This window comes from Mycobacterium sp. P4_H6 (assembly GCF_056400845.1).
This window is the reverse complement of the sequence record NZ_JBFUKN010000019.1, coordinates 1-13,005: the sequence shown is the minus strand read 5'-3', so window position 1 is coordinate 13,005 and position 13,005 is coordinate 1. Positions and strand designations below refer to the sequence as shown.

General features: G+C 68.9%; 13 protein-coding genes. 3 read left to right on the top strand and 10 right to left on the bottom strand.

The window, feature by feature from the left end; genetic code table 11:
• Window positions 1-95: 95 nt before the first annotated feature.
• From AC1DTF_RS10330 to map, 4 genes are all read right to left on the bottom strand, one after another.
• Window positions 96-671 carry an alpha/beta hydrolase gene (locus AC1DTF_RS10330; RefSeq protein WP_057168653.1) on the bottom strand — a complete coding sequence of 192 codons (576 nt, stop codon included), beginning with the start codon at window positions 669-671 and terminating at the stop codon, window positions 96-98.
• Between the two features lie 64 nt (window positions 672-735).
• The gene (locus tag AC1DTF_RS10325; RefSeq protein WP_477474055.1) at window positions 736-1,398 is read right to left on the bottom strand and encodes a hypothetical protein; all 663 of its coding nucleotides are present in this window, start codon (window positions 1,396-1,398) and stop codon (window positions 736-738) included.
• A gap of 5 nt (window positions 1,399-1,403) precedes the next feature.
• Entirely contained in the window at window positions 1,404-2,894 is a 1,491-nt protein-coding gene (locus tag AC1DTF_RS10320; protein WP_477474007.1) for a cobyric acid synthase, read from the bottom strand.
• Window positions 2,891-3,748, bottom strand: coding sequence for a type I methionyl aminopeptidase (map, locus tag AC1DTF_RS10315; protein ID WP_057168651.1), 858 nt, complete (start codon window positions 3,746-3,748; stop codon window positions 2,891-2,893). The genes AC1DTF_RS10320 and map overlap by 4 nt, the downstream gene beginning before the upstream one ends.
• A gap of 104 nt (window positions 3,749-3,852) precedes the next feature.
• Between map and AC1DTF_RS10310 the strand changes: the two genes are divergently transcribed.
• Window positions 3,853-4,230 carry a PaaI family thioesterase gene (locus tag AC1DTF_RS10310; protein WP_477474006.1) on the top strand — a complete coding sequence of 126 codons (378 nt, stop codon included), beginning with the start codon at window positions 3,853-3,855 and terminating at the stop codon, window positions 4,228-4,230.
• On the opposite strand, the gene AC1DTF_RS10305 is transcribed toward AC1DTF_RS10310, so the two are convergent.
• The 6 genes from AC1DTF_RS10305 to dxr form a co-directional block, all read right to left on the bottom strand.
• On the bottom strand, window positions 4,227-4,808 hold the full coding sequence (locus AC1DTF_RS10305) for a DUF1707 SHOCT-like domain-containing protein (protein WP_057168649.1): 582 nt from the start codon (window positions 4,806-4,808) through the stop codon (window positions 4,227-4,229). The two genes, AC1DTF_RS10310 and AC1DTF_RS10305, sit on opposite strands and share 4 nt — an antisense overlap.
• Window positions 4,809-4,820: 12 nt before the next feature.
• Window positions 4,821-6,665, bottom strand: a complete 1,845-nt coding sequence (locus AC1DTF_RS10300) for a penicillin-binding transpeptidase domain-containing protein (protein WP_057168648.1) — start codon at window positions 6,663-6,665, stop codon at window positions 4,821-4,823.
• Window positions 6,666-6,740: 75 nt separating this feature from the next.
• On the bottom strand, window positions 6,741-7,595 hold the full coding sequence (locus tag AC1DTF_RS10295) for a GNAT family N-acetyltransferase (protein WP_057168647.1): 855 nt from the start codon (window positions 7,593-7,595) through the stop codon (window positions 6,741-6,743).
• A 56-nt stretch (window positions 7,596-7,651) separates the two neighbouring features.
• The gene (gene ispG / locus AC1DTF_RS10290) at window positions 7,652-8,809 is read right to left on the bottom strand and encodes a flavodoxin-dependent (E)-4-hydroxy-3-methylbut-2-enyl-diphosphate synthase (protein ID WP_057168646.1); all 1,158 of its coding nucleotides are present in this window, start codon (window positions 8,807-8,809) and stop codon (window positions 7,652-7,654) included.
• A 29-nt stretch (window positions 8,810-8,838) separates the two neighbouring features.
• On the bottom strand, window positions 8,839-10,074 hold the full coding sequence (locus AC1DTF_RS10285; RefSeq protein ID WP_057168645.1) for a M50 family metallopeptidase: 1,236 nt from the start codon (window positions 10,072-10,074) through the stop codon (window positions 8,839-8,841).
• Window positions 10,071-11,276: a 1-deoxy-D-xylulose-5-phosphate reductoisomerase gene (gene dxr / locus AC1DTF_RS10280; protein WP_477474005.1), complete on the bottom strand. Its 1,206-nt coding sequence runs from the start codon at window positions 11,274-11,276 to the stop codon at window positions 10,071-10,073. The genes AC1DTF_RS10285 and dxr overlap by 4 nt, the downstream gene beginning before the upstream one ends.
• A gap of 85 nt (window positions 11,277-11,361) precedes the next feature.
• Here dxr and AC1DTF_RS10275 point away from each other — a divergent pair, with 85 nt between their 5' ends.
• Both AC1DTF_RS10275 and AC1DTF_RS10270 read left to right on the top strand, forming a co-directional pair.
• Window positions 11,362-12,042, top strand: a complete 681-nt coding sequence (locus AC1DTF_RS10275) for a fasciclin domain-containing protein (protein ID WP_477474004.1) — start codon at window positions 11,362-11,364, stop codon at window positions 12,040-12,042.
• Between the two features lie 124 nt (window positions 12,043-12,166).
• Complete coding sequence (locus AC1DTF_RS10270) at window positions 12,167-12,772, top strand: fasciclin domain-containing protein (RefSeq protein ID WP_235571324.1); 606 nt, start codon at window positions 12,167-12,169, stop codon at window positions 12,770-12,772.
• The last annotated feature ends 233 nt before the right edge of the window (window positions 12,773-13,005 follow it).

Here is a 13,005-nt window from a genome sequence, read left to right as displayed (position 1 = left end):
ACTCCCTCGTCGGCTACGGCGCGGGATCGGCGGTGACCCGGCGCCACCTCTAAAGGTAGGCCATCAGACCAATGGAATGCGAGAGGGCCCCGCCGTCACCAGGTGCTGGTGCGCATCACGATCTCGGCGGCCAGCTGCGCGGTGGATTCGCCGGCGTTGCGCCGCCCCAGCAGCTCGACCAGACGGAAGTCGCCGTAGACGAAGCGCTGGCTGGCGCGCGCCACTTTCGCCGCCGCGGCGGTGCTCACCAACGCGGTGGTGGCCACCTCCACCGGCGGGCAGTTCTCGTCGCGGATGGCGCCGGCCTCATCGGGGGCGCGCGGATGTCCGCGGTCGATCACCACCAGCCCGGTGAACCGGTCCAGCCGGGTGGCCGCGAGCTCCCAGGCCAGTTCGGCCCCGACCCGGTCGCCGACCAGGGTGCCCCAGCGCACCTGCAGCGCGTCCAGGATGGCGATAACTGAAACCGCGGTCAGGCGGGGCGACGGGGCGATGACGACGGTGCGCAGCGATGCGGTGTGCAGCCGCTCACACACCGCGCTGTAGGCCGCCGGCGCATGCTGGACGGACCCCAGCAGCACCACCACTCCGGCGTTCTCCGGACCTGCGACCTCGACCGGGAATGCGAAACCGTCGACGGTCACGGTCGACCCAGCGGTCTCGGGGGGCATGTCGGTCACGCTAGGACATCCGCGGGCTCGGCGCAGGCGTTTTCCCGGTCTTGCACGTCGGCCATCAGGGTGTCCGCAGACGTTGCGCTTGTTTGCCGGTGACATCCAGAAAGGTCTGCGGCAGCGTGGCTTTGACGGGGATCGACGGGTTGGCCGTCGGGAACGCGACGGCGAAAACGGCCATCGAATCGACGTTCTCGAAGGAGAACCAGACACTGCTCTGCGCACCGGCGAGATCCATCGTCTGCTGATAGACCAGCGCGTCGGGGCGCTCGGTGTCCAGTCGTTCGGTGGTCATCGGGATGGGTGCGGCGTTGCGGTCGAAGTAGGTCGCGAAGCTCGCGCACCGCTGCGCGGTGGCGTCCAGCCCCTCCATGTCCAGCGGCCAGCTCAGCACCGTCACCAGCATCCGGGCCCCGTCGTAGCTGACGGTGTACTTGGCCGCGCTGCCGGCGCCGCGCTCGGCGGACGCGGTGATCACCTTGGTGAAGCCCTCGCTGCACCCGGGCGGATCGGACAGCATCGCCGGCGGCGCCCCGGTGCCGTCGGGTTCGCCGGGGTTCTCGATGATGCGGTCGAACTGCACGCCCGCCGGGAAGTCGGCCGAGCTCAGCAGCACGCGTTCCAGTCGCTCCCCCGGCCAGGTCGGGCTGCCCTGTACGGCGCTGGTGCAACCGGTGAGCGCGGTGGCCATCACCGCGAGCAGTGCCGGCAGCCACCGAACCATGGGCGTCATGGGCCCAGGCTACCCAGCGCCGAGGCGATGACCGGTCGCCGCGGAGCACCGCCGAGCAGACCCAGCAGCGCATCGAGATCGACGTGGGTGGTCAGCGCATCGGCCATCAGGTCCAGCTGGGCATCGCGGCGGGCGACCACGCTGACGTCGCCGGCCACCTCGAAGCCGGACCGGCCCGCCGCCGCGGCGGCCTCGGTCAGCCAGGCGCGCCGGACCTCGTCGTTGTCGAGCAGGCCGTGCCAGTGCGTGCCGTAGACCGCACCGCGGCGGATCCCGACGCCCAGCCAGTCGTCGTCGCCGCTGCGACGGACCTGACCGTGGTGGATCTCGTAGCCGTGCAGCGGAGTTTCCCAGTGCCGCAACGTCTTCTCCGGCTCGAACACGATGTCGGCGTCGAGCAGGCCGAGCCCGTCGACGGCACCGGCGCCGGATTCGACCGGGTCGTCGATGGACCGGCACAGCATCTGGAAGCCGCCGCACACACCGAGCACCGGCCGGCCCGCCGCCGCGTGCGCGTGCACCGCCGCGGCCAGGCCGCGCTCGCGCAGCCATGCCAGGTCGGAGACCGTCGCCTTGCTGCCGGGCAGCACCACCACATCGGCCTCGGCGACCTCGGCAGGGTCGGCGACCCAGCGCACCGCCACCCCCGGCTCACAGGCCAGCGCCTCGACGTCGGTGGAGTTCGAGATGCGCGGCAGGCGCACCGCGGCCACCGTCAGCCAGTCCGCGCCGCGAGGCGGGATCGGCTGCCCGAGGCTCTGCCCGGCCTGCACCGACAGCGAATCCTCGGTGTCGAGCCACAGCCCGTCCAGGTACGGGATGACGCCGTAGGTGGGCCGCCCGGTCAGGTCGCGCAGTTGGTGCAGCCCAGGTTCCAGCAGCGCCGGGTCACCGCGGAACTTGTTCACCAGGAATCCGCTGATGAGCTTCTGATCCTCTGGTTCGAGCACCGCGACGGTCCCGAACAGGTGGGCCAGCAGGCCACCGCGGTCGATGTCGCCGACCACCACCACCGGCAGATCGCCGGCGCGGGCAAGTCCCATGTTCGCCAGATCGGTGGCCCGCAGGTTGATCTCCGCCGGCGACCCGGCGCCCTCGCAGATGACCACGTCGAATTCTGTTCGCAGTGCGGCCAATTCGCCGTTGACGATATCGGCGAGTTGACGCCGTTTGGTCAGGTAGTCGCCGGCGGCCATGGTGCCCGCGACCTGACCGCGCACCACCAGTTGCGATGTCCGGTCGCTGCCCGGTTTGAGCAGCACCGGGTTGAACCGCACGCTGGGCGCCAGCCCGGCCGCACGCGCCTGCATGGCCTGGGCGCGGCCGATCTCACCGCCCTCGACGGTGACGGCGGAGTTGTTGCTCATGTTCTGCGCCTTGAACGGCGCGACCCGAATTCCCCTGCGCGCCAGCAGTCTGCACAGCCCGGCGACCACCATCGACTTGCCGGCGTCGGAGGTGGTGCCGGCGATCAGCAGTGCGCTCACACGAGCGTCAGGATCTCGGCACCGTCCTCGGTGACCACCAGCGTGTGCTCGAACTGGGCGGTCCACTTGCGATCGCGGGTGGCCACCGTCCAGCCGTCATCCCAGATCTCGTAGTCCAGGGCGCCGAGGTTGATCATCGGTTCGATGGTGAAGGTCATGCCCGGTTCGATGACGGTCTCCACCGCGGGCTGGTCGTAGTGCAGCACGACCAGGCCGTTGTGGAAGGTCTCGCCGATGCCGTGACCGGTGAAATCGCGTACCACGTTGTAGCCGAACCGGTTCGCGTAGGCCTCGATGACCCGGCCGACGATGGACAATGCCCGGCCGGGTTTGACCGCCTTGATGGCACGCATGGTCGCCTCGTGGGTGCGTTCGACCAGCAGGCGGTGCTCCTCGGAGACATCGCCTGCCAGGAAGGTGGCGTTGGTGTCGCCGTGCACCCCGTCGCGGTAGGCGGTGACGTCGATGTTGACGATGTCACCGTCCTCGATGACGGTGGAATCCGGGATGCCGTGGCAGATGACCTCGTTCAGCGAGGTGCAGCAGGACTTGGGAAATCCCTTGTAGCCCAGGGTGGACGGGTACGCGCCGTGGTCGAGCATGTACTCGTGCGCGACGCGGTCCAGGTGGTCGGTGGTCACCCCGGGCGCGACCGCCTTGCCGGCCTCGGCGAGGGCGCCGGCCGCGATCCGTCCGGCCACCCGCATCTTCTCGATGACCTCCGGCGTCTGCACCCACGGTTCGTGGCCTTCGACCGCCGTCGGCTTCCATGCGTACTCGGGACGCGGGATGGACTTGGGCACCGGCAGTGTCGGGGAGAGCTCACCGGACCGAAGGGGCGCGCGCACAGGCATGGGGACAGCCTAATCGTCGGCTCACGGGCGGTGCCTGCAGCGCGGGGCACCGACCCGCGGAGAGCACCATTCTCCGGATGCGGTAATGGTGTTACCGTACGGCGGTGAGCGAAACCCACATCCTGGACCGGCTGGGCTACCGGGAGATCGAATCGACCGATGACCGGCTGGTGCTGGAGATGGAGAACCGGCCCGATCTCGCCAATGTCCGTGGCGCACTGCAGGGCGGGCTGGTCGCGACGCTCATCGATATCGCGGCGGGCATCCTGGCCGGCAACGCCACCGGCGTCGGCCACGACGTGACGACCGCCGATCTCAACATCCACTTCCTGGCCCCGATCATGGGCACCGCCCGCGCCGAGGCCAAGATCGTGCGGGCCGGAAAACGGCTCATCGTGACCTCGGTCGATGTCACCGATGTCACCCGCGACCGGCTCGCCGCGCGCGCGACGCTGACCTTCGCGGTGCTCGAACCGCGTTAGGACCGGCGAAAACCGGGCTTCCAGTTCCGGCGTGGCCCGCGGATATCCACCGAACCGCACACCACCTTGCCGGTGAGCACGATGTGCGGGGAGCCCTCGGCCGGCGCGTCGCGGCGGTGGTCATTGGCACTGCCCACCACCACCTCGACATCGTCGATGGAGGCGCTCGCGCCGTCGGGCAGACGCAGGTCCAGCCCACCGAACCGCAGATCGAGTTCGACCACGATCATCGGGCCCGCAAAACGCGCCCGGGTCAGGTCCAGATCCACCGAACCCATCCGGCGGTGCAGCGCCAGCCGGGTCGGGACCACCCATTCCCCATGACGTTTCAGCGAACCCAGCACACCGCGCAGTTCCACCCGGTCGGCGGCCGAGGTGATGATGGCGCCGGGTCCGGGCAGGTCGCCGACGAGTGCTTCCAGATCGGTGTGCAGCCGGGCCTGTGACACCAGCGCCGAGCGTTCCTCGAATTCACCGATGTCGATCAGCCCGAGCGCCACCGCATTGTGCAGCCGGCGCAGGGTGCCGTTGCGGTCGGCGTCGGACACCCGCAGTGTCGTGAGGTCGTCGTTGTTCATCCCACAGACAGATTAGGCCAGATAATCCGGCGGCAATCCGTTGAGCATGTCGCGGCACATCCGCACCGCGTACTCCGAACTGCCGCCGCCGACGATCAGGGCCGCGAAGGCCATGTCGCCGCGGTACCCGGTGAACCAGGCGTGCGAGCCGCCGTTGAATTCGGCCTCACCGGTCTTGCCGCGGACATCGCCGAGGCCGTTGAGATCCTTGGCGGTGCCGTTGGTCACCACCAGCCGCATCATCGGGCGCAGGCCGTCCATGATCTCCGGGCTGACCGGCTCACCGGTCTCCCCCTTGACCTCGGTCTCGCGTCCCTCGATCAGATGTGGCACCGGCGTCCTGCCGGCCGCGACGGTCGCCGCGACCATGGCCATGCCGAACGGGCTGGCCAGCACCTTGCCCTGCCCGAAGCCGTCCTCGGTGCGCTCGGCCAGATCCACCGTCGGGGGCACCGACCCGGTCACCGTGGGCACCCCGTCGACGACGAAGTCCGGACCCAGCCCGTACCGGGCGGCCGCGGTGGTCAGTCCGCGCGGCGGCATGGTGCTGGCGAGTTCGGCGAAGGTGGTGTTGCAGGAGTTCGCGAAGGCCCGCGACAGCGGGACCGTACCGAGATCGAAGGCGTTGTAGTTGGTGACGGTGCGGTGGCCGATGTCGAGGGTGCCCGGGCAGCCCAGCAGGGTGTTCGGGGTGGCCATATCGCGTTCCAGCGCCGCGGCGGCGGTGACGATCTTGAACGTCGAGCCCGGTGGGTACAGGCCCATGGTGGCGGTCGGCCCGTCGACGTCGGCGGCGGAATTCTGCGCGACGGCCAGGATCTCACCGGTCGACGGTTTGATCGCGACGATCATCGCCTTCTTGCCGACCATGTCCACCGCATCCTGGGCGGCGTTCTGCACGGCACGGTCCAGGCTGATCGTCACCGAGGGCGCCGGGGTGCCGGACTGCTCGTTGAGCACCGCGACGTCGACGCCGTTCTGGTTGACGCTGACCACCCGCCAGCCGGGCTCCCCGACCAGGTCCTCGGTGACCGCCTTCTTGACCTCCTGCACGATGGCGGGCGCGAAAGTGTCGTCGGTGGCCAGCATTTCGGGTTGCGGGGTGATCACCACACCGGGCCGGTTGCCGAGGGCCGGGAACACCCGGTCATAGTCGGACTTGCGCAGGGTGATCAGGCTCAGCGGGGTGGTGCGCGAGCTGGCCTCCTCGGCGAGGCGCTGGGCGTCCATGGCGGGGTCGAACGGGCGCAGCGCATCGGCCACCGCGCGGGCGGTCGGCATCAGGTCGGCGCCAGCGGCGCGGGCGTCCAACGCGTAGTGGTAGAGGTAGCCGGGCACCAGCACATCGCTGCCGCCGCGCTCGTTGACCGAGGCCCGTCCCGGCGGATCGGCGCGCAGCGCCAGCGTCTGGTTGGCGCCCAGGCCCGGGTGCAGCGCGGTGGTGTTCCAGCGCACCTGCCACAGGCCCTCGTTGCGCACCATGTTCAGCTCGCCGTCGTAGGTCCAGGTCCGGTCCTTGGGCAGGTGCCAGGTGTAGCGGAACTTCACGGTGCCGGTGTCGACGGCGTACTTGGAGCCGGTGATCTGGGTGTCCAGCCGCCGGGCCTGCAGCCCGGACCAGGCCTCGTTGAGGGCGGACTGCGCCTCGGCGGGCTTGTCGGACAGGTGGGCGGCACCCGCGGTGTCCCCGGTGACCAGTGCCTCGAAGAACTGCGCGGCAACCGGTTCGGGCCCATCGGGTTTGGGGGTGCAGGCAGTCAGAGAAGCAACCGTCGCGACGGCGACGAGGATCGCGGCCGTACTCAGCACGCGCGATGCCCGTGATGCTGTTGAGGTTATTGATGCCAGCGATGTCATTGTGGCTGATGTTAAGAGTGTGACGGCCGCATCCGTCGGAGGCGCACCGAGACGGAACCGTTACGGCCTTGAGACTCAGTCGAGCAGGATGGTCGCGAAGGTGCCGACCTCGGTGAAGCCGATCTTCGCGTAGGTGGCCCGGGCGACCTCGTTGAACCCGTTGACGTACAGGCTGGCGATCCGCCCGCTGCGCAGTACCGCTTCCGACACCGTGGCGGTGCCGGCCGCTCCGAGGCCGCGGCCCCGCCACCGCGGGTGCACCCAGACGCCCTGGATCTGGCCGACCGTCGGGGACTGCGAACCGATCTCGGCCTTGAAGACGACCTCGCCGCGCTCGAACCGCGCCCAGGCCCGGCCCGCCGCGATCAGCCCGGCCACCCGGCGCCGGTAGCTGCGGCCGCCGTCACCGAGACGCGGGTCGATGCCCACCTCACCGATGAACATCTCGATGGCCGCGACCAGATAGGCGTCCAACTCCTCCATCCGGACCGGCCGCACGGCCGGGTCGGCCTCGCAGTGCGAAGGCCCGTTCAGCGCCATCAGTGGCTGATCGGCCCGCACATCGCGGGCGGTTCCCCAGCCCGGCTCCAGCCGCTGCCACAGCGGCAGCACCAGTTCGGCCCGGCCCACCAGCGAGGAACATCGGCGCGGCGCACTGAGCGCCTTGTCGGCGAAGGCTGACAGGTCATCGGCACTGCCGCGCAATGGAATCAGGTTCGCTCCGGCGTAGCACAGGGATTCGGCCGGGTTCCGGCGCGTCCACAGCTCGCCACCGATCGCATTGGGGTCGACACCGAAGTCGAGCACCCGGCAGGCCACCATGCACGACGCGACCGGATCGGCTTCGAGCACCCCACGCACCGCATCCAGGTCGCGAACCACCGACACCTGTCGGTCGTCTGTGACACGTGACAGCGGTGGAGCCGACATTGGAGCACTCTTTCTTGGCCAGCCGGATCAGGTGACCCCGCTCACAGGGTCGAGCTTCAGCTTACGGTGACAACCGGCGGGCCGCTGGGACTTCCCTGCGCGTCGGATTCCTCGGCGATCCGCATCGCCTCTTCGATCAGCGTCTCGACGATCATCGCCTCCGGCACCGTCTTGATCACTTCGCCCTTGACGAAGATCTGGCCCTTGCCGTTACCCGAGGCCACCCCGAGATCGGCCTCGCGCGCCTCTCCGGGTCCGTTGACCACGCAGCCCATCACCGCGACGCGCAACGGGATCTCCATGCCCTCCAGGCCCGCCGACACCTCGTTGGCCAGCTTGTACACGTCCACCTGGGCCCGCCCACACGACGGGCAGGACACGATCTCCAGCCCGCGGGGACGCAGGTTCAGCGACTCCAGGATCTGGTTGCCGACCTTGATCTCCTCGATCGGCGGCGCGGACAGCGACACCCGGATGGTGTCGCCGATGCCCTTGGACAGCAGCGCACCGAAGGCCACCGCGGACTTGATGGTGCCCTGGAAGGCCGGCCCGGCCTCGGTGACGCCGAGGTGCAGCGGGTAGTCACACCGCTCCGCCAGCTGCTCGTAGGCGGCCACCATGATGACGGGGTCGTTGTGCTTGACGCTGATCTTGATGTCGCCGAAGCCGTGCTCCTCGAACAGCGAGGCCTCCCACAGCGCCGACTCGACCAGCGCCTCCGGGGTGGCCTTGCCGTACTTCTTCATCAGCCGGGGATCGAGCGAACCGGCGTTCACCCCGATACGGATCGGGATGTTGGCTGCCGCAGCCGCTTTCGCGACCTCCTTGACCCGGCCGTCGAACTCCTTGATGTTGCCCGGGTTCACCCGGACCGCGGCGCAGCCCGCGTCGATGGCGGCGAAGATGTATTTGGGCTGGAAATGGATGTCGGCGATGACCGGGATGTTGGCCTTCTTGGCGATCGCCGGCAGCGCGTCGGCATCCTCCTGCCGGGGGCAGGCGACGCGGACGATGTCGCAGCCCGATGCGGTCAGTTCCGCGATCTGCTGCAGCGTCGCGTTGATGTCGTGCGTCTTGGTGGTGCACATCGACTGCACCGCGATCGGGTACTCGCTGCCGACGCCGACATCCTTGACCATCAGCTGACGGGTCTTGCGGCGCGGGGCCAGCGTGGGCGGTGGCGGGGCTGGCATGCCCAGACCGATGGACGTCATATGGATCGTCTCCTACTGGCTGTGCAGAGCTACTGGAAGAGTCGGATGGGATTGACCAGGTCCGCAGTCACGGTCAACAGCATGTAGCCGACCACGAACACCAGCACGACATAGGTGGCGGGCATCAGCTTGAGGTAGTTGACCGGCGCCGCGGCGACTTTGCCGCGTGCCGCCCGAATCATATTGCGGATCTTCTCGAAGACGGCGATCGCGATGTGACCGCCGTCGAACGGCAGCAGCGGGATCAGGTTGATGGCGCCGAGGACGAAGTTCAGCTGCGCGAGGAAGAACCAGAACGCCACCCACAGACCGTGGTCGACGGTGTCGCCGCCGATGATGGAGGCACCGACCACCGAGATCGGCGTCTCGGGATCGCGTTCGCCGCCGCCGATGGCGTCCACCAGGGCGCCGATCTTGGTCGGGATCTTGGCCAGCGCCTTGCCGAGTTCGACGGCGAGGTCGCCGGTGAACGCGAAGGTGGCCGGGATCGCCGACAGCGGGTTGTAGTGCGTGGGGCCCGGCGGCAGCGCGGCGCTGACGCCGATGGCACCGACGGTGTCGGGGGTCTCGGCCTCGGTCGAGGTGAAGCGCTGGGTCTGCGCGACGTCGACGACGGTGTACAGGCGCTGCCCGTCGCGTTCATAGACCACCTGTACGGGGCCGTCGAGCTGACGGATGGCGGCCGCCATATCGGCGAACGTCGCCACATCGGTGTCACCGACCTTGACGATGGTGTCACCGCCTTGGATGCCGGCCAGCGCGGCAGGCCCCGGTCCCGGCTGCGGGCAGGGACCGTAGGGATCTTCCCCGCCCTTGGCGACCTGCGGTGCCACACAAGCGGTTTCACCGACGATCGCGGTGGTCGGCGGATGCAGGTTGGGCAGGCCCCAGATGATGGCGATGGAGTAGATGAGGACCAGCCCGATGATGAAGTTCATCGCCGGTCCGGCGAACAGCACCGCGACGCGCTTCCACACCTTCTGCTTGTACATCGCGTGCGGGCGGTCCTCGGGGGCCATCTCCTCCACCGAGGTCATGCCCGCGATATCGCAGAAGCCGCCCAGCGGCACTGCCTTCACGCCGTACTCGGTGCTGCCGAGCCTGTTGGGCCGGTGCGTCGACCACAACGTGGGCCCGAAGCCCACGAAGTAGCGGCGCACCTTCATTCCGGTGGCCCTGGCCACCCACATGTGGCCGCATTCGTGCAGAGCCACCGACACCAGGATGGCCAGCGCGAACGCCACGATGCCGAACGCGAACATCATCGGCTTGCTACTACCTCCCGGTTTACCGCACTCCGGGCCCGGTCGCGGGCCCAGTCCTGCGCATCAAGTATCTCTTCCACGGTAGCGGGTTCGGCCGCCCACTGATCTGCGGCGTGCAGCACATCGGCCACGGTCCGCACGATCGCGGGGAATTTGAGGCGCCCCGACAGGAACGCCTCGGCGGCCTCCTCGTTGGCGGCGTTGTAGACGGCGGTCAGGCTCCCACCCCGCCGCCCGGCCTCCCTGGCCAGGTTCACCGCCGGGAACACCGCATCGTCCAGCGGCTCGAACGTCCAGGTCGACGCGGTCGTCCAGTCACACGCCGTGGCGGCGCCGGGCACCCGCTCCGGCCAGCCCAGCGCCAGCGCGATGGGCAGCCGCATATCGGGCGGGCTGGCCTGGGCGATGGTCGAACCGTCGGTGAAGGTCACCATGGAATGCACGATGGACTGCGGGTGCACCACCACGTCGATGCGGTCGTAGTCGATCCCGAACAGCAGGTGCGTCTCGATGAGCTCCAGGCCCTTGTTCACCATCGACGCCGAGTTCAAGGTGTTCATCGGGCCCATCGACCAGGTCGGATGCGCGCCGGCCTGTTCGGGGGTGACGGCCTCCAGGTCCGCGGCGGCCCAGCCCCGGAACGGCCCGCCCGAGGCGGTCAGCACCAGCCGGTCCACCTCATCGGCGCCCCCCGATCGCAGACATTGCGCCAGCGCGGAATGCTCGGAATCCACCGGCACGATCTGACCGGGCGCGGCGGCCTTAAGCACCAGCGGCCCGCCCGCGACCAGTGACTCCTTGTTCGCCAGCGCCAGCCGGGCTCCGCTGTGCAGCGCGGCCAGCGTCGGTTTGAGCCCGAGCGCGCCGACCAGTGCGTTGAGCACCACGTCGGCCTCGGTCTCCTCGACGATCCGGGTGGCCGCCTGCTCCCCGACATACGGCACGTCGCCGAGCTGATCGGCGGCCCGCGGATCGGCGACGGCGATGTTGGTCACCCCGGTCTGCGCGCGCTGCGCGGCGAGCACCTCGGGGTTGGCACCGCCGGCGGCCAGCCCGACGAGTTCGAAGCGGTCCGGGTTGGCGGCGATGACCTCGAGCGCCTGGGTACCGATGGATCCCGTGCTGCCCAGGATCAGGACGCGACAGCGTGCGCCGGAAGAAGTCACCGGTTCATTGTGCCCCTGATGTGAAGTCCGACCCATCCGGACGCCCCGGTGCGCCGAATGACTGATGTACGGCGACACGGGCCCGGCACCGGCCGGCCCGCCAACAAGGAAGTTGAGCCCTATGACTCTCACACCCCATCGGATCGCCATCGCCGGAGTTGCCGCGGTGGCAGCTCTCGGGTTGTCCGCGTGTTCGGGCGGAAGTTCGTCCACCGAAAGCAGTGCCAGTGAGGCCAGCTCGTCGGTCTCCTCCATGACGTCGTCGATGGCGCCGGAGACCACAAGCTCCGCCGCAGCCGCGCCCGCCGGTGCGTTGATCGGCACCGGATGCGCCGCCTACGCCGAGCAGGTGCCGACCGGCCCCGGTTCGGTCACGGGCATGGCCGCAGATCCGGTCACCGTCGCCGCGTCGAACAACCCGATGCTCAAGACCCTGACGCAGGCCCTTTCCGGCCAGCTGAACCCCAATGTCAACCTGGTCGACACGCTCAACGGCGGCGAGTTCACCGTCTTCGCCCCGACCGACGATGCGTTCGCCAAGATCGACCCCGCCACGCTGGAGACCCTGAAGACCGACTCGGACCTGCTGACGTCGATCCTCACCTACCACGTGGTGCCCGGCCAGGCGAGCCCCGACCAGGTCGCCGGTGACCACAAGACCGTGCAGGGCGAGACCGTCACCGTCACCGGTGCCGGTGACGACCTCAAGGTCGGCGACGCCGGCCTGGTGTGCGGTGGCGTGAAGACCGCCAACGCCACCGTCTACATGATCGACACGGTGTTGATGCCCCCGGCAGCCTGAGCCGCGCTGCACGGGTGACCGATGAGCCGGCGAGGCAGCCTTTTCCCCCGACCTGGCTGCCTCGCCCCATCGGAACCGTTTCCACCAACCAGAAGCCAAGACGATCACACGAAGGATCAACTCGATGAATTTCTCGATGAACACCCAGAAGATCGCCGGCGTCGCATGTGCCGCGGCAGCGGCCTCCGGCCTGCTGTTCGCCTCCACCGGTGTCGCGAACGCCGAACTCGTCGGCCCTGGCTGTGCCGCCTACGCTGCGCAGAACCCGGAAGGCCCGGCCTCGGTGACCGGCATGGCCATGGATCCGGTCGCCGTCGCGGCGTCCAACAACCCGATGCTCAAGACCCTGACGCAGGCCCTTTCCGGTCAGCTGAACCCGAACGTCAACCTGGTCGACACGCTCAACAGCGCGCCGTCGCTGACGGTGTTCGCGCCCACCGATGAGGCGTTCGCGAAGATCGATCCGGCCACCATCGACAAGCTCAAGACCGATTCGGCGCTGCTGACCAGCATCCTTACCTATCACGTGGTCGAAGGACAGGCCAGCCCCGAGCAGGTCGTCGGCGTGCACAAGACCATGCAGGGCGCCGACGTGACCGTCACCAACGCGGCCATGGGAATGATGCCCGCCGACCTCAAGGTCAACGACGCCTCCGTGGCGTGCGGTGGCGTGCAGACCGCCAACGCGACCGTCTACCTCGTCGACACGGTGCTGATGCCCCCGATGTGATCCACACTCACCGATATCAGCCCGGCCGTTTCCACGGCCGGGCTGATTCGCTGTCTGGCCATCCAAAAGTGTTGTGGTGACGAATAACTCATATGACGACTCTGATCGCGATCGGCTTTCTCGGCGGTCTCATCACCGGAATCTCGCCGTGCATCCTGCCGGTGCTGCCGGTGATCTTCTTCTCCGGCGCCCCGGCCGGGACCACCGCAGCCGCAGGGTCGGGCGCGGTGGCC

Excerpts from the sequence above, each read along its gene's own strand:
- AC1DTF_RS10330 (WP_057168653.1), bottom strand. The coding sequence starts at position 671 with ATGCCCCCCGAGACCGCTGGGTCGACCGTGACCGTCGACGGTTTCGCA.
- AC1DTF_RS10325 (WP_477474055.1), bottom strand. The coding sequence starts at position 1,398 with ATGGTTCGGTGGCTGCCGGCACTGCTCGCGGTGATGGCCACCGCGCTC.
- map (WP_057168651.1), bottom strand. The coding sequence starts at position 3,748 with ATGCCTGTGCGCGCGCCCCTTCGGTCCGGTGAGCTCTCCCCGACACTG.
- AC1DTF_RS10305 (WP_057168649.1), bottom strand. The coding sequence starts at position 4,808 with ATGAACAACGACGACCTCACGACACTGCGGGTGTCCGACGCCGACCGC.
- AC1DTF_RS10300 (WP_057168648.1), bottom strand. The coding sequence starts at position 6,665 with ATGACATCGCTGGCATCAATAACCTCAACAGCATCACGGGCATCGCGC.
- AC1DTF_RS10295 (WP_057168647.1), bottom strand. The coding sequence starts at position 7,595 with ATGTCGGCTCCACCGCTGTCACGTGTCACAGACGACCGACAGGTGTCG.
- ispG (WP_057168646.1), bottom strand. The coding sequence starts at position 8,809 with ATGACGTCCATCGGTCTGGGCATGCCAGCCCCGCCACCGCCCACGCTG.
- AC1DTF_RS10285 (WP_057168645.1), bottom strand. The coding sequence starts at position 10,074 with ATGATGTTCGCGTTCGGCATCGTGGCGTTCGCGCTGGCCATCCTGGTG.
- dxr (WP_477474005.1), bottom strand. The coding sequence starts at position 11,276 with ATGGGTCGGACTTCACATCAGGGGCACAATGAACCGGTGACTTCTTCC.
- AC1DTF_RS10275 (WP_477474004.1), top strand. The coding sequence starts at position 11,362 with ATGACTCTCACACCCCATCGGATCGCCATCGCCGGAGTTGCCGCGGTG.
- AC1DTF_RS10270 (WP_235571324.1), top strand. The coding sequence starts at position 12,167 with ATGAATTTCTCGATGAACACCCAGAAGATCGCCGGCGTCGCATGTGCC.